Origin of the sequence: Streptomyces sp. NPDC048584, from assembly GCF_043199595.1 — a bacterium.
GTDB lineage: Bacteria > Actinomycetota > Actinomycetes > Streptomycetales > Streptomycetaceae > Streptomyces > Streptomyces edwardsiae.
Genome location: NZ_JBICWF010000011.1, coordinates 229,542 through 246,755 on the forward strand (window position 1 = coordinate 229,542; position 17,214 = coordinate 246,755).

Annotated in this window: 16 protein-coding genes and 1 pseudogene; 11 read left to right on the plus strand and 6 right to left on the minus strand. The window is 72.8% G+C overall.

From position 1 onward, the window contains the following. Positions 1–144 precede the first annotated feature (144 nt). From ACGFR9_RS24755 to ACGFR9_RS24770, 4 genes and pseudogenes are all read left to right on the plus strand, one after another. A complete protein-coding gene (locus ACGFR9_RS24755; RefSeq protein ID WP_393212237.1) occupies positions 145–867 on the plus strand; it encodes a response regulator in 723 nt (240 codons plus the stop codon). Between the two features lie 119 nt (positions 868–986). Next, positions 987–2,099: a Gfo/Idh/MocA family protein gene (locus ACGFR9_RS24760; protein WP_393212239.1), complete on the plus strand. Its 1,113-nt coding sequence runs from the start codon at positions 987–989 to the stop codon at positions 2,097–2,099. Further along, the gene (locus ACGFR9_RS24765) at positions 2,096–3,010 is read left to right on the plus strand and encodes a PmoA family protein (protein WP_393212241.1); all 915 of its coding nucleotides are present in this window, start codon (positions 2,096–2,098) and stop codon (positions 3,008–3,010) included. Before ACGFR9_RS24760 ends, ACGFR9_RS24765 begins: the two co-directional genes overlap by 4 nt. Beyond that, positions 3,004–3,715: pseudogene (locus ACGFR9_RS24770) on the plus strand (cupin). Before ACGFR9_RS24765 ends, ACGFR9_RS24770 begins: the two are co-directional and overlap by 7 nt. Positions 3,716–4,004: 289 nt before the next feature. On the opposite strand, the gene ACGFR9_RS24775 reads toward ACGFR9_RS24770, so the two are convergent. Continuing rightward, positions 4,005–4,682 carry a phosphatase PAP2 family protein gene (locus ACGFR9_RS24775; RefSeq protein WP_393212243.1) on the minus strand — a complete coding sequence of 226 codons (678 nt, stop codon included), beginning with the start codon at positions 4,680–4,682 and terminating at the stop codon, positions 4,005–4,007. Positions 4,683–4,955: 273 nt separating this feature from the next. Between ACGFR9_RS24775 and ACGFR9_RS24780 the strand changes: the two genes are divergently transcribed. Continuing rightward, a complete protein-coding gene (locus tag ACGFR9_RS24780; RefSeq protein ID WP_393212245.1) occupies positions 4,956–5,906 on the plus strand; it encodes a hypothetical protein in 951 nt (316 codons plus the stop codon). Positions 5,907–5,909: 3 nt separating this feature from the next. Here ACGFR9_RS24780 and ACGFR9_RS24785 read toward each other — a convergent pair whose 3' ends face one another. Further along, positions 5,910–7,745, minus strand: a complete 1,836-nt coding sequence (locus ACGFR9_RS24785; RefSeq protein WP_393212247.1) for a glycoside hydrolase family 15 protein — start codon at positions 7,743–7,745, stop codon at positions 5,910–5,912. A 374-nt stretch (positions 7,746–8,119) separates the two neighbouring features. Continuing rightward, positions 8,120–9,253, minus strand: a complete 1,134-nt coding sequence (locus ACGFR9_RS24790) for a methyltransferase (RefSeq protein ID WP_393212248.1) — start codon at positions 9,251–9,253, stop codon at positions 8,120–8,122. Positions 9,254–9,730: 477 nt separating this feature from the next. On the opposite strand from ACGFR9_RS24790, the gene ACGFR9_RS24795 reads away from it, so the two are divergent. From ACGFR9_RS24795 to ACGFR9_RS24815, 5 genes are all read left to right on the plus strand, one after another. Further along, positions 9,731–9,997, plus strand: a complete 267-nt coding sequence (locus ACGFR9_RS24795) for an alpha-ketoglutarate-dependent dioxygenase AlkB (RefSeq protein ID WP_393212250.1) — start codon at positions 9,731–9,733, stop codon at positions 9,995–9,997. A 37-nt stretch (positions 9,998–10,034) separates the two neighbouring features. Then, positions 10,035–11,273 carry an ROK family protein gene (locus tag ACGFR9_RS24800; RefSeq protein ID WP_393212252.1) on the plus strand — a complete coding sequence of 413 codons (1,239 nt, stop codon included), beginning with the start codon at positions 10,035–10,037 and terminating at the stop codon, positions 11,271–11,273. 55 nt (positions 11,274–11,328) lie between these two features. Continuing rightward, positions 11,329–12,219 carry an NAD(P)-dependent oxidoreductase gene (locus tag ACGFR9_RS24805; RefSeq protein WP_393212254.1) on the plus strand — a complete coding sequence of 297 codons (891 nt, stop codon included), beginning with the start codon at positions 11,329–11,331 and terminating at the stop codon, positions 12,217–12,219. Between the two features lie 32 nt (positions 12,220–12,251). Then, a complete protein-coding gene (locus tag ACGFR9_RS24810; protein WP_393212256.1) occupies positions 12,252–12,671 on the plus strand; it encodes a PPOX class F420-dependent oxidoreductase in 420 nt (139 codons plus the stop codon). A gap of 250 nt (positions 12,672–12,921) precedes the next feature. Further along, a complete protein-coding gene (locus ACGFR9_RS24815; RefSeq protein WP_393212258.1) occupies positions 12,922–13,206 on the plus strand; it encodes an SHOCT domain-containing protein in 285 nt (94 codons plus the stop codon). A gap of 345 nt (positions 13,207–13,551) precedes the next feature. Here ACGFR9_RS24815 and ACGFR9_RS24820 read toward each other — a convergent pair whose 3' ends face one another. Both ACGFR9_RS24820 and ACGFR9_RS24825 read right to left on the minus strand, forming a co-directional pair. Then, the gene (locus ACGFR9_RS24820) at positions 13,552–14,097 is read right to left on the minus strand and encodes an ATP-binding protein (protein WP_393212260.1); all 546 of its coding nucleotides are present in this window, start codon (positions 14,095–14,097) and stop codon (positions 13,552–13,554) included. A gap of 183 nt (positions 14,098–14,280) precedes the next feature. Beyond that, entirely contained in the window at positions 14,281–14,604 is a 324-nt protein-coding gene (locus ACGFR9_RS24825) for a hypothetical protein (RefSeq protein ID WP_030225819.1), read from the minus strand. A 317-nt stretch (positions 14,605–14,921) separates the two neighbouring features. Here ACGFR9_RS24825 and ACGFR9_RS24830 point away from each other — a divergent pair, with 317 nt between their 5' ends. Beyond that, complete coding sequence (locus ACGFR9_RS24830; protein WP_393212262.1) at positions 14,922–16,046, plus strand: PLP-dependent cysteine synthase family protein; 1,125 nt, start codon at positions 14,922–14,924, stop codon at positions 16,044–16,046. Positions 16,047–16,200: 154 nt separating this feature from the next. On the opposite strand, the gene ACGFR9_RS24835 is transcribed toward ACGFR9_RS24830, so the two are convergent. Continuing rightward, entirely contained in the window at positions 16,201–17,022 is an 822-nt protein-coding gene (locus tag ACGFR9_RS24835; protein WP_393212264.1) for a DeoR/GlpR family DNA-binding transcription regulator, read from the minus strand. Between the last annotated feature and the right edge of the window lie 192 nt (positions 17,023–17,214).

Genomic DNA, 17,214 nt, shown 5'->3' on the forward strand with positions numbered 1-17,214 from the left:
TTGCGGAAGCAATGGAGGTTGTGGTCGTTGCGTCAGCGCGGGTGCACGTCTCTTCTCCCCGCCCCGGGTGGGGGTCATGATGGGCGGTTCCGGGGCTGTGCCGCGGTGCTGTGCAGGGTGGTACGGGCGGGAGGAGCGGGAGCGATGAGCGGCATGCGGGGCGGGACGGCCGCGGCCGTCGGCACGATCGACGTGCTCGTGGTCGACGACGACTTCAGGGTGGCCCGGGTGCACCGGGCGTATGTCGAACGCCTCGACGTGTTCCGGGTCGTCGGTGTCGCGGGGACCGGGGAGCAGGCCATCGCCGCCGTGGACGAACTCCGGCCCGATCTCGTGCTGCTCGACCTGTATCTGCCCGATCTGTTCGGACTCGACGTCATCCCGCGGCTGCGGACCGCCGGGCACGACTGCGACGTGATGGTCATCAGCGCCGCCCGGGAGGCGGACGCGGTCCGTGGCGCGGTGCGGCACGGGGTCGTCGACTATCTGCTCAAGCCGTTCGACTTCGAGGATCTGCGCGGGCGGCTGGAGCGATACGCCGTCCAGCGCGGGCGGTTGCTCGACACCGTGGTCCGCGGTCAGGCGGACGTCGACCGGGTGCTGGCGGGCGGTGCGGCGGGAGCCGTGTCGCCGGTGCTGCCCAAGGGCATGAGTACGGAGACCGCCGGGCTGGTCGAGCGCACCCTGCGCCAGACGGACGGCACGCTGTCGGCCACGGAGTGCGCCGGGCTGACCGGGGTGTCGCGGGTCAGCGCGCGCCGGTATCTGGAGTACTTCCACACCGTGGGAACGGCGGACGTGTCCCTGCGGTACGGGGCCACGGGGCGGCCCGAGCGGCGGTATCGGTTCGTCGGGTCCGCCGGGTGATTCCGGATGCGTGGCGTGGGCTTGTCTCCCGTGTGCGGGCGCGCCTAGGGTCGGGCTCCGGGAAAGCGCTTTCTGAGTGGGCTTTCCCCGGTCTTCGCCGTTCTCTCTAGGAGCGCCGCATGTCCTTGCCCGCCCGCCGCCGTGTCGCCGTCGTCGGCACCGGCGCCATCGTCAGCGGCGGGCATCTGCCCGCGCTGCGCGCCCACGCCGACCGCACCGAACTGGTGGCGGCCGTCGACGTGGACCAGGTCAGGCTCGACGCCTTCCGGGCGTCCGCGGGGGAGCGGATCGCCGGCTTCACCTCGATGAGCGCGATGCTGGACGCCGTACGGCCGGACCTTGTGCTGATCGGGACCCCGCCCTCGCTGCACCGGGAGCAGACCGTGGCAGCGCTGAAGGCGGGGGCCTGGGTGCTGTGCGAGAAGCCGCTGTGTCTGTCACTCGCCGAGTACGACGACATCGCGGCCGCCGAGGAGGCCTCCGGGGCGTACGCGTCCGTGATCTTCCAGCACCGCTACGGTTCCGGCGCCGCCCACGCCCGTGCGCTGATCCGTGGCGGTGAGCTGGGTGCGCCGCTGGTCGCGCACTGCCAGACCACCTGGCACCGGGACGCCGCCTACTACTCCGTTCCCTGGCGCGGTCGTTGGGCCACCGAAGGCGGCGGGCCGACCATGGGGCACGGTATCCACCAGTTCGACCTGCTGCTCCATCTCCTCGGCGAGTGGGAGGAGATACGGGCCATGGCGGCGCGGCTCGTCCACGACACCGAGAGCGAGGACGTCTCCACGGCTCTCGTGCGGTTCAGGGGCGGTGCGCTCGCCACTGTCGTCAACAGCGTGCTCTCTCCCGACGAGGTGAGCCGGATTCGCGTCGACTGTGCGGACGCGACGGTCGAACTCACCCATCTGTACGGGCATTCCAACGACGACTGGAGCTATACGCCGGCCCGGCATGTCTCCGCCGAGCGGGCGGAGGCGTGGCGTACGCCTGTGGCCGATGTGCCCAGTTCGCACACCGCTCAACTGGAGGTCCTTCTCGACGCCTACGACGCCGGTGTGCGGCCGCCGGGAAGCGGGGCGGAGGCGCGGAGCACCCTCGAGTTCGCCGCGGCCCTCTACAAGGCCGCGTTCACCGGGGCGCCGGTGCGGGCGGGCGGGATCGGGCCCGGTGATCCGTTCTACGCCGCCATGCACGGCGGTCACCCCGACTGGGCACCCGAGGAGCGTGCATGAGCATCCGTGTCCGTCATGAGATCGGTGAGGCCGTGGTCGTCGAGGCAGCCGGGGGCACGGAGATCCTGCGGTATGTCCACCGGCCCGATCCCGAGCCGTTCGAGTCCCAGAAGCCGTACGCCCACCCGGTGCGGACCCTGGGCGGCCGTACCGTGACCGGGTACCGGCCGAACGACCACCGCTGGCACAAGGGATTGCAGATGACCGCCAGTCATCTGTCCGGGCAGAACTTCTGGGGCGGCAACTCCTATGTGCACGGCCGTGGTTATCTGCCCCTGGCCGAGCGGGTCGGGTCCATGCGGCATGACGGGTTCTCCGGGTTCTCCGTGACGGGCGAGCGGCTCGATCTGGTCGAGCAGCTCACCTGGGTGGAGAACGCGGGGAGTGAATGGGCGCGGGAGGAACGGGGGTTGAGCGTCCACTCGGTCGATGTGTCGGCCGGGGCCTGGGTGCTCGACTGGTCGCTTCGGTTGCGCAATGTGCGGGACGTCGATCTGGTGTTCGGGTCTCCCACTGCTGCGGGGCGGGAGATGGCCGGGTACACCGGGTTGCAGTGGCGGGGAGCGCGGGACTTCACCGGGGGGACGGTGTTCGGCGCTTCCGGTGGGGGCGGGCTCATGGGGTCGCAGGGGGCCTGGCTCGCCTTCAGCGCCGAGCATGATGACGTGGACGCCCACTCCACGCTGGTGTTCGCGCATGCGCCCGAGAATCTTGGAGAGGGCGCCATCCATCCCTCGCACTGGTTCGTGCGCTCGGAGCCGATTCCTTCGGTGGCGTTCTCCTGGGCGTTCTTCGAGGAGTTCGTGTTGCCGCCGGGGGAGTCGTTCTCGTACCGGTACCGAATCGTGGTCGCGGACGGTGCCTGGGACCGGGAGCGGGTGGGCGCGTATCTGGACGGGGTGCCGTGGTGAGTGGCCGCAGCCGCGTGCCGTTGCCGGGGGCGGTGGGGCTGTCGCATCTGAGCGCGTACGAGTGGGAGGCCGCGGACGGGGTGTGCGGGGGGAGCCCGCATCTGCACACCGTGTGTACCGAGGCGTACGTCGTCACCGGGGGGCGGGGCGCCGTGCAGACGCTGAGTCCGGACGGGTACCGGGACATCCCGCTGGAGGCGGGGGCGGTGGCGTGGTTCACGCCGGGGACCGTGCATCGGATGGTGCAGGGCGGTTCGCCTCCGGGTCACGGTGCTGATGGAGAACAGCGGGCTGCCGGAGGCCGGGGACGCGGTGTTCACCTTTCCGCCGGAGGTGCCGGCGGATCCTGAGCGTTATGCCGCGGCGGCTGCCCGCGTGACGACGGAGGCGGAGGCTCGGCGGCGGCGGGATCTGGCGGTGGAGGGGTACCTCGTGCTGCGTCAGGCGCTGGTGCGGGGGGATGCCGGGCCGTACCGGGAGTTCCAGCGTGCGGCGGCTCGGCTGGTGCGGGAGCGGGTGCCGGTATGGCGGGAGCTGTGGCGGACGGGGGCGCTGGCCGCGGCCGAGCGTACGGGGGCGCGGCCGGCGGCACTGGCGGCCGGGGACTGTACGCACCTCGAGGAGGCGACGGCGTACGAGACGGGGCCCAGCGGGCGGGGCGGCTTCGGTATGTGCGGCATCCGCGACGAGTACACGCTGCCGTGACCATGCCTGCGGCGCCACTGTCCCTCCGGCGGGGGCTGGTGTAGCGCCTCGCACTCCGCGGGCAGCCGTGCCTCCCCCCAGTCCCTCAAGGGCCTGGGAGGTACCCCCAGGGCGGCACGGGTGGGCGCGACGGCACCCCGTAGTGCCCGGCTGCGCGAACGCCCCCCGCCCCGCACCGGCACAGAGCGCCCCACGAGCGCCGGGCGCGTGAACCCACCCCCGGTACACACCGACGCGTCCCGCGGCCCCGCACCGGTGTGCCGGGCCGCGTGGGCCTCCTGTGCAACCCCTACGCGGGAAGCGTGACCCTGAGCCGTCGGCGTCCGACTCCGTAGGCCGCGGGCAGATACGCCGACCCCACGGCCAACGCCGTCGCCGCGCTCGCGATGCCGAGAATCGCCCCCGCCGCCACATCCCCCGGATAGTGCACACCCGTGTGCACCCTCGAGTAACCCACCGCACACGCCAACGCCCCCAACGGCACCGACGCCGCGGGCAACACCGTCCCCACCGCCGTCGCGAAGGCGACCGCCGACGCCGTATGACCCGAAGGGAACGACGCCGAGGTCGGCATGGGCACATGCCGGTCCAAAGTCACCCGCGCCGCCTCGCGGTCCGGTCGCGCACGCCGCACCAGCCGCTTCCCCAGCAGATTCGCCGACGCCGACGCCACCGCGATCGCCCCCACCCCCGCCAGCGCCGCCCGCCGGGGCCGCGTCCCGCTCAGGGCGAGGGCCCCGGCGATGGCGAGCGAGATCTTGGAGTGGTCGGCCGTGTGGGACAGCCGGCGCAGCGCCCGGTCGAGCGTCGGCGTCGGTGTGGCGGCGACCGCCGCGTACAGGGCACCGTCCACCGCCCGGAGGTCGCCGAGGACCGCGGCGGCGACCCTGCGGAGCCCGTCGGCGGGCGGTACGGGCCTGGTGAGCGGACGGGTGATGTCCTGATCGGTGGTGGGCGGCTCGCTCATCTGTCTCTCCCGCGTGGCGTCGTGGACGAATCACCAAGTGCCCACGGTACGCATGATCCATCCGCGCGGTTTCGCCCACCCCGGCCGGCCCGTCCGGACCCAGGTGCCGGGTACGGGGCGGGGGTATAGGGTGGTGTCCGTCATGTATACCCAGTAGGGGTATTCGTCGCAAGGTGGGCCGGTGGGTTGACTTGATACCCCCCAGGGGTATTGTGAGCTGCGTGGAGCGGCTTGCAGCGAGTCGCGGGATCCCCTTTGCGAGGAGAGACGGTCATGAACACCGGACTGAGGATCAGCGCGTTCGCAGCCGCCCTCGCCGCCACCTTCGGTACGGCCTACGGCGTCGGCGAGGGGCTCGATCTCGTCGCCGCGGAGTCCACGCCGGCGCACGACGAGCGGCCCGCCCCGTCCCCGTCGAGGGCGGACGGACACACAGGGCACGACACCCCGGCGGTGGCCGACGGGCTCCAGATCTCCGAGGGCGGGTACCGGCTCGAACTGGAGACCTCGCGCGTCACCGCGGGCCACCGCTCCGCACTGCGATTCGTGGTCCGGGACGGCCAGGGCCACGCCGTCACCGAGTACCGCCGTGAGCACGAGAAGGAGCTGCATCTCATCGTCGTCTCCCGTGACCTGCTCACCTACCGGCATCTGCATCCCCGCCGGGCCGCCGACGGCACCTGGACCACCCCCGTGGATCTGCCGCGGGCCGGCGGCTACCGGGTCCTCGCCGACTTCACCCCGGAGACGAAGGGCGCGCGCGACCTCACCCTCGGAGCGGACCTCGCCGTCGGCGGCCCCTACCGGCCGCAGGAACTGCCGGGGGCCGACCGCACGGCGCGGGTCGACGGCTACGACGTCGAGCTGGACGGAACGCTGACTCCGGGGAAGGCGGGCGAACTGCGCCTGTCCGTCTCGCGCGACGGAAAGCCGGTCACCGACCTGCAGCCCTACCTCGGCGCCTACGGTCATCTGGTGGCCCTGCGCGCCGGTGACCTCGCCTATCTGCACGTCCACCCAGGCGGCGAACCGGGCGACGGGAAGACGGAGGCCGGCCCCGCCGTCTCCTTCACGGCCACGGCGCCCAGCAGCGGCGGCTACCGGCTGTTCCTGGACTTCAAGCACGACGGAGTCGTCCGTACCGCCGCGTTCACCGTCAACGCCGGAGCGGCGGCCGAGGGCGGCTCAGGGACGCCTGAGCACTCCGACGGGCACGGCCACTAAGCCTCAGCCCAGGGCGCGGTCCAGGTTGAACGCGGCGCTGATCAGGGCGAGATGGGTGAACGCCTGCGGGAAGTTGCCCTGTTGCTCCCCGGTGTGGCTGATCTGCTCGGCGTACAGACCGAGATGATTGCCGTACGTCAGCATCTTCTCGAAGGCCAGGGACGCCTCGTCGAGCCGTCCGGCACGGGTCAGCGCCTCGACGTACCAGAACGAGCAGATGGAGAAGGTGCCCTCGTCGCCGTGCAGTCCATCGGGGCTCACCAGGGGGTCGTAGCGGTAGACCAGCGAGTCGGACACCAGATCCTCGGTGAGGGAGTCCAGCGTCGACAGCCACTTGGGGTCGGTCGGCGCGATGAACTTCGCCATCGGCATCATCAGGACCGCCGCGTCCAGCACCTCCGCGTCCTCGTGCTGCACGAACGCCCGGCGCGAGGAGGACCAGCCACTGTTCATGATCCGCCGGTAGACGCTGTCCCGGCTCGCCTGCCAGCGGGGGAGGTCGGCGGGCAGGCCCCGCCGGTTGGCCATCCGGATGCCCCGCTCGATCGCCACCCAGCACATCAGGCGCGAGTACAAGAAGTTCTTCCGCCCGCCACGCGTCTCCCAGATGCCCTCGTCGGGCTGGTCCCAGTGCCCGCACACCCAGTCCACCAGCGCCGTCACATGGTCCCACTGCTCGCTGGAGACCGGCTCGGCCCACTTGTCGTAGAGGTAGATGGAGTCGATCAGCGCCCCGTAGACGTCCAGTTGCAGCTGATCGGCCGCCGCGTTGCCGACACGGACCGGTGCCGAGCCCTCGTGGCCCTCCAGATGCGAGAGCTCACGCTCCGGGAGATCGGTACGGCCGTCGATCCCGTACATGATCTGCAGCGGACCGGCACCCTTGCAGTCTCCCGGACTGATGTGCCGGGAGACGAAGCCCATGAACGCCTTGGCCTCCTCGGTGAATCCGAGCCGCAGCATCGCGTACACGCAGAACGCGGCGTCGCGCACCCACATGTACCGGTAGTCCCAGTTGCGCTCCCCGCCGAACGACTCGGGCAGGCTCGTCGTCGGCGCCGCCACGATCGCCCCGGTCGGCGCGTACGTCAGCAGCTTCAGGGTGAGGGCGGAGCGGTGCACCATCTCCCGCCAGCGGCCCCGGTAGCGCGAGGACGACAGCCAGTTCCTCCAGTACCGCACCGTCGCGGCGAACTGCTCCTCCGCCTCCGCGCACGCGCACCGGCGCGGGGTCAGCTCGCCGCCGACCTGGTCCAGCGCGAACACGGCCGTCTCGCCCTCGGCGAGCTTGAAGTCGGCCCGCACATCGGGACCGTCGGCTTCCAGCGGGACGGTGGCGGTGAGCGCGAGGGACAGATCCGCGCAGTCGAAGACCGCCAGGTCACCCGTGACGTGCACGGTGTGGGGCACGGAGCCGTAGCCGAACCGGGGTGCCACCCGTGTGCGGAACGGCAGGGCGCCCCGTACGCACAGCACCCGCCGGATCAGCCGGTGCCGGCCCTCGTCGGACGGCTCCCCGGCGACCGGCATGAAGTCCTGCACCTCGCCGACCCCGTCCTCGGTGTAGAACCGGGTGATCAGCACATTGGTGTCGGGGAAGTAGAACTGTTTGGTGCGGGCCGGCACGGCCGCCGCCAGCTCGAAGCAGCCGCCCCGCTCGGCGTCCAGGATCGCCCCGAACACACTGGGGGAGTCGAACGACGGACAGCAGTACCAGTCGATGGTGCCGTCCACGCCCACCAGCGCCACGCTGCGCAGATCGCCGATCAGCCCGTGATCCGCGATCGGCACGTAACGGCGCGCCCCGGATCCGCTCTGCTCCCTGGTCGTCCCGTCCATCGCAGCCTCCCTGGGCCGGCACGCCATGCTCTGCTGCCAGCTTAGGCAGCCCGGGGCGGTCCGGCTCGGGCCGGCACCACCCGCGGCCCCGCCTCCGCGGAGCCGTGCGGTGTCCCCGGGTCCGCTCCAGGTCCGTGACCAGCGTGTCCACCGGCCCAGGGGCGCGGATCCGGGCGTTTGCCCACCGGTCCGGAACGCTGGATCCGGCGGCCGCGACGACCGGCCCGGCCCGCTCGCACATCAGCCGGCGGTGCGCGGTCTCCTTCTCGTCAGGGCCGCCGCCCCACGCGGACCGAGGGTGATCCGCCCCGGCACCCGTCGGCGAGCGGCCGGACGCCCCCGCCCCCGGCGCCACCGGGCCCGCGAGCCCCTAGCTACCGCTTCACGGCCTTCAGAACCACGAACTTCGGGTCCGACGCGACCAGTTCACTGTTGCCGAACAGCCGCCGCAGTTTCACGTGGTACCCCAGGTGACGGTTGCCGATCACCCACAGTTCGCCGCCCTCGCGCAGGGTGCGCCGGGCGTCGCCGAACATGCGCCGGGCCGTGGCGTCGGTGGTCGCCTGATGGGAGTGGAAGGGCGGATTGTTGAGCACCAGGTCGACACTGCCGGCCGGGATGCCCGCCAGCCCGTCGCCGACCCGGAACTCGGCGTGTCCCGGCACGTCGTTCTCCCGGTACGTGGCCTGCGCCGACGCGACCGCCTGGAACGACTCGTCCACGAACAGCACCTCGGCGCCCGGATCCGCCAGCGCCATCGCCGTACCGACGACGCCGTTGCCGCAGCCCAGATCCACCACCCGGCCGCCGTCCGGACCGGCGGGCAGGTGCCGCAGAAAGAACCGCGTGCCGATGTCGAGACGGTCGGCGCAGAAGACACCGGCGTGGTTGACGACCGTACGCCCCGACACCGGGCCGATGCCGTCGGGCAGCGCGTAGCGGTACGGCCAGGGGTTCGCGGGACGCTCCCGCGCGGGGTCGGGCGTGCAGTGGATCAGCCGCGCCTTCCTCTCGGCGAGCGAGGTCCTGGTCGGGCCGAGGATCCGCTCGAAGAGGTCCAGCGTCGAGGTGTGGATCTCCTTCACCATGCCGGTGCCGACGACGACCGTGCCCTCGTGCACCGCAGGTGCCAGCCGCAGCAGCTGGTCCTCCAGCAGCGCCAGGCTCTTCGGCACCCGGACCAGCAGCACGTCCACCCGGTCCGGCGGGGTGTCCTGCGTGGTGAGCAGGCGTACGGTGCCCGGTTCGACGCCGTTGCGGGCCAGGTTGGCGCGGGTGGCCTCCTGGCCGAGCCAGGAGTCGGTGATCTGCGTCGGCCGGTGCGCCGCGAGCGCCGTCACCAGCGCGCCCCAGCGGTCACCGACGACCACGACCGTGCCGGACAGCGGGACCTGTCGGTCGTCGAGATGCCTCAGGAGATACTCGTCGGAGGCGTCCCAGGCGCGGAGCCGGTCCCTCGGGTCCTCGGGGAACCTGGCCAGTGCCGGCGCGCCCCACGCAGTCGTCATACGGTCGTTCATCGTCCGACCAGGCTAGCCCAGCCGCAGCTCAGGCCGCGTCCGGCAGGATGAGAGGCGGACGCGGAACTGTTGCCCAAAGAGCGAGGCGGGATCGCGCCCGGCGCGGTGCGTGTGCCGGACGGGCGGGAGCAGCGGGAACCGCCGGCCGCCCGCCGACGGGGCGGCCGGTAGGGCGAGGCCGAGACCGGGGGTGGCCCGGCCGCCCGCCGGACTCCGTACCGTCCGCACACCCGGCGGCGGCACCATGGCCGCCCGGCAGGTGTGTCCCGGCCGGCACCGGTGTCCGTACGGCCACGCCCGCACGGTCGTCGGCGGTGACGGCTCACCGGTGCAACCCTCCCCCGGCCGGCTCGGCGCACCGGGCCGCCGCGCGGTGACCGACGTGCTCGGCGCGGACGCCGCGCGGGGGAGGCCGCGTACGGCATCGCGCTCGTCGACTTCCGCGACGCCGACGCCCGTACGGGCATGCACCGCGACAGCCACGAGCAGGCGGACGCGCCCATGGAGTCGTTGAGCCTCGGCGACACCTGTGTCTGCCTTCCGCTTCGGCAACACCGGCTCCCGCGACCGCCCCGGACGGACGTGGAGCTGCGCAGCGGCGACCTGTCCGTCTTCCGCGAGCCCTCCGGGCTCGCCCACCACGGCGTCCCCCGGGTGCACGCGGGCACGGCCCCCGCCGAGTCGGGGCCGACCGGACGGCTGAACATCACGCCGCGGGTGAGCGGCCCGTAGCCCGCGCCGGTTTACGGATCATGGGAGACTCGCCTCCATGAGCGGGAAGGCGGACCCCCGGCCGACGGGGGAAGGTACCACCTCGAGGACGCGGCTGGACCGGGGGCGCGGCGCGCTCGGACCCGCACTGGAGCTCGTGCACACCGGACGCGCGCCGACCCGCGCGGTGCTCACCGCCGAGCTCGGCGTGACGCGTGCGACGGCCGGCGCGGTCGCCGCCGAACTGGAGGCCCTCGGACTGATCAGGGTGGACGCCCGGCCCGGCGCGGCCGCCGGCTCCCAGGGGCGCCCCTCGCACCGCCTCTCCGTCGCCGAGGACGGCCCCGTGGCGCTCGCCGCCCAGGTGCACGCCGACGGTTTCCGGGCGGCCCTCGTCGGGCTCGGCGGCCGTATCGTCGCCACGGCGCCCGGCTCCGAGGTCGTCGACGCCGACCCCGCGAAAGTGCTCGGCTCCGTCGTCGCCGCGGGTGCCGGACTGCTGGAGGAGACCGGGCGGCGCTGTGTGGGCGCCGGGCTCGCCGTACCGTCCGCGGTGGCCGAACCGGAGGGACTCGCCCTCAACCCCCTCCACCTCGCCTGGCCCGCGGGCGCCCCGGTGCGGGAGATCTTCGCCGAGCAGGTGCGCGCGGCCGGTATCGCGGGGCCCGCCTTCGCGGCCAACGACGTCAACCTCGCCGCCCTCGCCGAACACCGGCACGGCGCCGGACGGGGCTCCCGCGACCTGCTGTGCGTGGCCACCGGCCACCGCGGCGTGGGCGGCGCGCTGGTGCTCGACGGCCGCCTGCACTCCGGCAGTTCGGGACTCGCCCTGGAGGTCGGCCACCTCGCCGTCAACCCCGAGGGCCGCCCCTGCCACTGCGGCAGCCGGGGCTGCCTCGACGTCGAGGCCGACCCGCTCGCCCTGCTCACCGCGGCGGGCCGCGCACCGGGCCCCGAGATGTCCCTGCTGAAACAGGCCGACGACCTGATCCGTCACCAGTACGACGACCCGGAGGTGCGCACCGCCACCGAGTCCCTCATCGACCGCCTCGGCCTCGGACTCGCCGGACTGGTGAACATCCTCAACCCGGACCGGATCATCCTCGGCGGACTGCACCGCACCCTGCTGGAGGCCGACCCCGACCGGCTGCGTGCCGTCGTCGCCGACCGCAGCCTGTGGGGCCGCAGCGGCGGGGTGCCCATCCTCCCCTGCACCCTCGACCACAACAGCCTGGTCGGCGCGGCGGAACTGGCCTGGCAGCCGGTGCTGGACGATCCTCTTGGGGCACTGGTGTGAGCGGGCAGCCCGGCACCGGCGCGAGAAGGCAGCCCGACAGACAGAAGGCGACGTCATGACCGACCAGCTCACCGTCAGCGTCCTCGGTACCGGCATCATGGGTGCGGCGATGGCCCGCAACCTGCTCCGCGCGGGGCACACCGTACGGGCCTGGAACCGCACCCGCGACAAGGCCGAACCCCTCGCCGGCGACGGCGCGCACATCGCCGGCACCCCCGCCGAGGCGGTCGAGTCCGCCGACGTCGTACTGACCATGCTGTACGACGGCCGGGCCACGCTGGACACGATGCGCCGGGCCGAACCCGGCCTGCGCCCCGGAACCGTCTGGGCCCAGTCCACCACCGCAGGCCTCGAGGACGTCGCCGAACTGGCCGGCTTCGCCGACGCGCACGGCCTGCTCTTCTACGACGCCCCGGTCCTCGGCACCCGGCAGCCCGCCGAGGCCGGACAGCTCGTCGTGCTCGCCGCCGGACCGGCCGAGGGCCGGAACAGGGCGACACCGGTGTTCGACGCGGTGGGTGCCCGCACCGTATGGACGGGGGAGGACGGCGCGACGGCCGCGGCGACCCGGCTGAAGCTGGTCGCCAACAGCTGGGTGCTCGCCGCGACCACCGCCGCCGGTGAGTCCCTCGCCCTGGCCAAGGCCCTCGGTGTCGCGCCCGAGGGCTTCTTCGACCTCATCGCCGGCGGCCCGCTCGACATGGGCTATCTGCACGCCAAGGCCGGCCTGATCCTCGACGGACGGCTCACTCCGGCCCAGTTCGCCGTGACGACCGCCGCGAAGGACGCCAGACTGATCGTGCGGGCCGGAGAACAGCACGGCGTGCGCCTGGACGTCGCCACCGCGAGCGCCGAACGGTTCGAGCGGGCCGCCGGCCAGGGCCACGGCGACGAGGACATGGCCGCCGCCTACTACGCCAGCTTCGACGGCGACCCCACCGCCTGACCGGCAGACCCGAGAGCACGAAGGAGTCCGTAGTGTCCAAGCCCCCGCTTCCCCCCGAGGCCGTCGACCTGCTGCGCAGGCCCAACCCCTGCGTCATGGCCACGCTGCGCTCCGACGGCGCGCCCGTGTCCACCCCCACCTGGTACCTGTGGGAGGACGGCCGCGCGCTGATGAACTTCGACGGGGGCCGCGTCCGGCTGAACCACGTCCGCCGCGACCCGCGCGTCACCGTGACCGTCCTCGCCGCCGACGACTGGTACACCCACGTCACCCTGATCGGCCGGGTCACCGACCTGTACGACGACGGGAACCTCGCCGACATCGACCGCCTCTCCCGCCACTACACCGGGAACGCGTACCCGAACCGCGAGCGGCCGAGGGTCAGCGCCTGGCTCGAGGTGGACCGCTGGCACGGCTGGGGCGCGATGAAGGACAACGCCCAGTCCGGCTGACCACCGCGCGCACCGTCGGCGGGCGACCGGTCCCGCGCCGGGGCCGGTGCCCGGCGGGGGGCCGCGCGACGGCCGCTCGCACCCTCGTCGCACGCCGGGCCGGGGAAGCAGCCGGGCCGCTTCCGGGTACTCCCGGCGGGGTACGTGCGGTGCCGCCGGCCGTACGACGCCACGGGGCCCCTCGTGGGGCCACTCTCGGAGATGTCGCGAAAGGAGCGACGAGACGGACCGTCCGAGGAGTTGAACGATCGTGCAGACCCTGGCGTACTTCGGCGACGGCGGACCCGGCCCGTGGATCCTGTTCTTCCCCGTGGTCTGGGCCCTGGTCATCGGCGGCGGCATCGCCTTGCTGCGCCGCACGGTGTGGCGCGGACACCGCGGCCCCGGCCCCGGACGGCCCACGGTGGACGACCACTCGCCCATCGCGGTGCTCGGCCACCGCTTCGCCTCCGGCGAGATCGACGAGGACGAGTACTGGCGGCGACTGTCCGTCCTGGACGAGCAGTTCGGCCGGCACGGCAAGGGTGTTGCCTGACGGCGGTGGCGCCGGGAGCGGGCTCGCCACCGGTCTCGGCCGGGGACGGCGGACCGGGCCGGCTGCCCGGCGGCGTACCAACCACCGGGGGACGGCTCGCCACCGGCCCGCCGCCGTCGGAGCGGCGGTTCGGCCGGCCGCCTCATGCCCGGGCTGCCGGCCGGACGCGGCGGACCGGGCCGACCGGGCGGGCCGGCTTCCCGGTGTCTCCGGGGTGTGTCAGCCGGGCAGGGTGGGCTGGGCCGGACGGTTCGGCCCGGTGCCCGGTGTCTCCGCCGGTGTGTCAGCCGGGCACGGCGGACGGGACCGGGCGGTTCGGCCCGCTGCCCCGGCGCCCCGGCTGTCTCAGCCCGGCACGGCGGAGTGCGCCGGGGCGGGCTCGGAACGGTGTTCCCCGGCCGGGTGCTCGACGAGCGCGACCTCCGTGAAGCGGGGGTCGGCGGATTCGGCGGCCGTGAAGCGGGGGCGCCGTTCCCAGGCCGGTGCGGGGGCCGCGGACGGTGTGGGCAGGGTGAACCACACGACCTTGCCGGACTCGCCGTCCGGGACCGCGCCCCAGCTCTCGCTCATCGCGGCCACCATCGCCAGCCCGCGACCGCAGGTGGCGAGCGGACTCGCTTCTCCGACGACCGGCAAGCGCGGATCGTGGTCGTACACCGACACCTTGAGCCGTTCGAGCAGCAGCTCGATCTCGACGGTGCACGTCTTGTCGGGCCGGGCATGCCGGTGGACGTTGGACAGCAACTCCGTCACACCGAGTGACGCCCGGTCTATCAACGGGTCCATATGCCAGTAGCGCAACTGCGCAGATACGATTCTGCGGACCTGGCCGATCCGCGACGGCAGAGCTTGGAGCTCTACCGTGCAGTGCCTGCTTGGGTAAGTGATCACGGCTGCGACTCCCCGACGTGAGGTCCGGAAGAACACGGAAGACGGATCCAGCAGGGTGCCTGCGTGACACGGCCGCCTGCTGTCGTGGCCGGCGGGCTGGTTCGCAGCGTTATCGCCGGTAAACCCAGAGTGACGTGAGACCAGCGTGGCGTACGGGGCGGAGTGACGCAAGTCACGGACATCTCAGACGCCGCGTCCCGAAGCCCGGCGCACGGCCTCGATGAAACGGCGTGCGGCGGGCGGGCCGGGCTCACCGGGCGCGGGGTCGTGGTCGCCCAGGGTCAGCAGGTACCGGTTGCCGTTGAGGTCCGCCAACGCCCGGTCCTCCGCGGCGAACCAGGGCTTCGACGCCCGTACCGCCTGCACCGGCGCGCTGTCGATCTCACTGCCGTAGCTGGTGAGCAGTTGCAGCCGGCCGTCGCGGATCCGGACCTGACCGGCCCGGGTGAGCGAACGCAGCCGCTTGCCGATCCGCACGCCCGTGGCCGTGAACTCCGGATCCGTCATGCCACCCGCCCCCTTGTGCACGTAAGTGTGCGGACCTGCTTTCTGCCCAGCTTCAGTGTGCCCCCGTACGGGGGCCTGCTCACGCCGGTGCAGTCTGCCCGCACCCGCCGCCGAGCACCAGTGCGCGAGCCCCCGTTCCCCGGGCCGCGGGGTGCACTCGCGCCAATGCGCCCCCTGCCGCTCTGTCGGGCGCCCCAGGGTGCCTTTGAGTGGCTCAAAGAAGTGTTTATGCAGGTGAGAGGCGGTTCGGAGGATGCATATGATCGGTGTACCGGCCGCGCGGGACGCCGTCGGCGCTCAGCGTAAGGAGCCCTGCCGTGAGCACCCCCCGACAGACCCTGACCGGTGTCACCCTCGACGTCGACCACAGCGACGCCGCCTACCGCGGCTGGTTGAAAGAGGCTGTGCGCAGGGTGCAGGCCGACGCCAACCGCTCGGCCGACACCCATCTCCTGCGCTTTCCGCTGCCCGAGCGGTGGGGCATCGACCTCTATCTCAAGGACGAGTCGACCCACCCGACCGGCAGCCTCAAGCACCGGCTGGCCCGATCGCTCTTCCTCTACGGGCTGTGCAATGGCTGGATCCGTCCGGGCCGCCCGGTGATCGAGGCGTCCAGCGGTTCCACGGCCGTGTCGGAGGCCTACTTCGCGAAGCTGATCGGCGTCCCCTTCATCGCCGTCATGCCGCGCACGACCAGCGCCGAGAAGTGCCGCCTGATCGAGTTCCACGGTGGCCGGTGCCACTTCGTGGACGACCCCCGCACGATGTACGAGGCGTCCGTCGCCCTCGCGGCGGAGACCGGCGGCCACTACATGGACCAGTTCACCTACGCGGAGCGGGCCACGGACTGGCGGGGCAACAACAACATCGCCGAATCGATCTTCCGTCAGCTGGAGTTGGAGCGGTTCCCGGAGCCCGCGTGGATCGTGGCCACGGCCGGCACCGGCGGCACCTCGGCCACCCTGGCGCGCTACGTCCACTACATGCAGTACGACACCCGCATCTGTGTCGCCGACCCGGAGAACTCCTGCTTCTTCGAGGGCTGGACGACCGGTGACCCGGACGTCGCCTGCGACCGCGGCTCCCGGATCGAGGGCATCGGACGGCCCCGTATGGAGCCGAGCTTCGTGCCCGGCGCGATCGACCGGATGATGAAGGTGCCGGACGCGGCCAGTGTCGCCGCGGTGCGCGCCCTGGAGGGGGTCATCGGCCGCAAGGCGGGCGGCTCCACCGGCACCGGGCTGTGGAGCGCGCTCAAGATCGTCGCGGAGATGGTGGCCGACGGGCGGCGGGGGAGCGTGGTGACGCTGCTCTGCGACCCGGGGGACCGGTACCTGGACAAGTACTACGCGGACGCGTGGCTCTCCGACCAGGGCCTCGACATCGCGCCGTACACGGCGGCGATCGAGTCTCTGCTCCGCACCGGGGTCTGGCCCCGCTGAACCCACTGCGCGAGCCCGCGGGAGTCGCCTCACGGAAGGCGCCTGCCGAGGAAGCCGTTACGGCGAACCCGGCCCCCCGGGGGCGCGGTCGGCGGGCCGTGCACGTGACCTCCTTGGCGTACACCGGACCTGTCCGCCGGCGGGCACGCGCCCGTCAGGGTTCCGCGGGCTCGCCCGCCACCACCAGCCGCCGCAGATGTTCGGACACCTCCGCGCGTGCCTCCCGAGGCAGCCCGGAGTCCGTCACCAGCGTGTCGACCTGCTCAAGCGACGCGAACGAACTCAGGCCCACCGTGCCCCACTTGGTGTGGTCGGCGACCACCACCACCCGCCGTGCCGACTGCACGAGACGCCGGTTGGTCTCCGCCTCCGCGAGGTTCGGCGTGGACAGCCCCGCCTCCACCGATATCCCGTGCACGCCGAGGAAGAGCAGATCGAAGTGGAGCGCCGCGATCGCCTGGTCGGCCACCGGCCCCACCAGCGAGTCCGAGGGTGTGCGCACCCCGCCGGTCAGCACGACCGTGGCCGCGCCCTGCCGGGCCCCCGAGGTGCGCTGCGCCGCGTGGAACACATCGGCCACCCGCACCGAGTTGGTGACCACCGTGAGGTCGGGGACGTCCACCAGCCGGTGCGCCAGCGCGAAGGTCGTCGTACCGCCCGAGAGCGCGATCGCCGCGCCGGGGGAGACCAGTTCGGCCGCCGCCCGCGCGATGTCCTCCTTGGCGGTCGGCTCCAGGCCCGACTTGGCCTCGAACCCCGGCTCGTGCGTGCTCGCCTCCACCACCGGGACCGCGCCGCCGTGCACCTTCTCCAGCACGCCCTGCCGGGCCAGCGCGTCGAGGTCACGGCGGACCGTCATGTCCGAGACACCGAGCTTGCGCGTCAGCTCGTTGACCCGCACCCCGCCCCGGCGCCGGACCTCGTCGAGGATCAGGGTGCGCCGCTGCTCCGCGAGCAGGTTCTGATTCTCGCTCACGTACGCTCCGGTCCTTTCGCCGCAAACCGCCCGACATGTCCCGCACCCTCTGCGACGAGCAGGTTCCCGCCCGTCATCGGTACGCGGACGCCCATCCTCGCATGCCGTGCCCCGGGTGGCGTCACGGGTGGCTCGTCGCGCATGTCACCGATTTCCCGCATGCCGCTTGCCTGTCACGCGGATCGGGGAGAT

Bases quoted from the DNA above. Each gene is read 5' to 3' on its own strand.
- ACGFR9_RS24765 (WP_393212241.1), top strand. From the start codon at position 2,096: ATGAGCATCCGTGTCCGTCATGAGATCGGTGAGGCCGTGGTCGTCGAG.
- ACGFR9_RS24780 (WP_393212245.1), top strand. From the start codon at position 4,956: ATGAACACCGGACTGAGGATCAGCGCGTTCGCAGCCGCCCTCGCCGCC.
- ACGFR9_RS24760 (WP_393212239.1), top strand. From the start codon at position 987: ATGTCCTTGCCCGCCCGCCGCCGTGTCGCCGTCGTCGGCACCGGCGCC.
- ACGFR9_RS24775 (WP_393212243.1), bottom strand. From the start codon at position 4,682: ATGAGCGAGCCGCCCACCACCGATCAGGACATCACCCGTCCGCTCACC.
- ACGFR9_RS24825 (WP_030225819.1), bottom strand. From the start codon at position 14,604: ATGACGGATCCGGAGTTCACGGCCACGGGCGTGCGGATCGGCAAGCGG.
- ACGFR9_RS24790 (WP_393212248.1), bottom strand. From the start codon at position 9,253: ATGACGACTGCGTGGGGCGCGCCGGCACTGGCCAGGTTCCCCGAGGAC.
- ACGFR9_RS24800 (WP_393212252.1), top strand. From the start codon at position 10,035: ATGAGCGGGAAGGCGGACCCCCGGCCGACGGGGGAAGGTACCACCTCG.
- ACGFR9_RS24755 (WP_393212237.1), top strand. From the start codon at position 145: ATGAGCGGCATGCGGGGCGGGACGGCCGCGGCCGTCGGCACGATCGAC.
- ACGFR9_RS24785 (WP_393212247.1), bottom strand. From the start codon at position 7,745: ATGGACGGGACGACCAGGGAGCAGAGCGGATCCGGGGCGCGCCGTTAC.
- ACGFR9_RS24795 (WP_393212250.1), top strand. From the start codon at position 9,731: ATGCACCGCGACAGCCACGAGCAGGCGGACGCGCCCATGGAGTCGTTG.
- ACGFR9_RS24805 (WP_393212254.1), top strand. From the start codon at position 11,329: ATGACCGACCAGCTCACCGTCAGCGTCCTCGGTACCGGCATCATGGGT.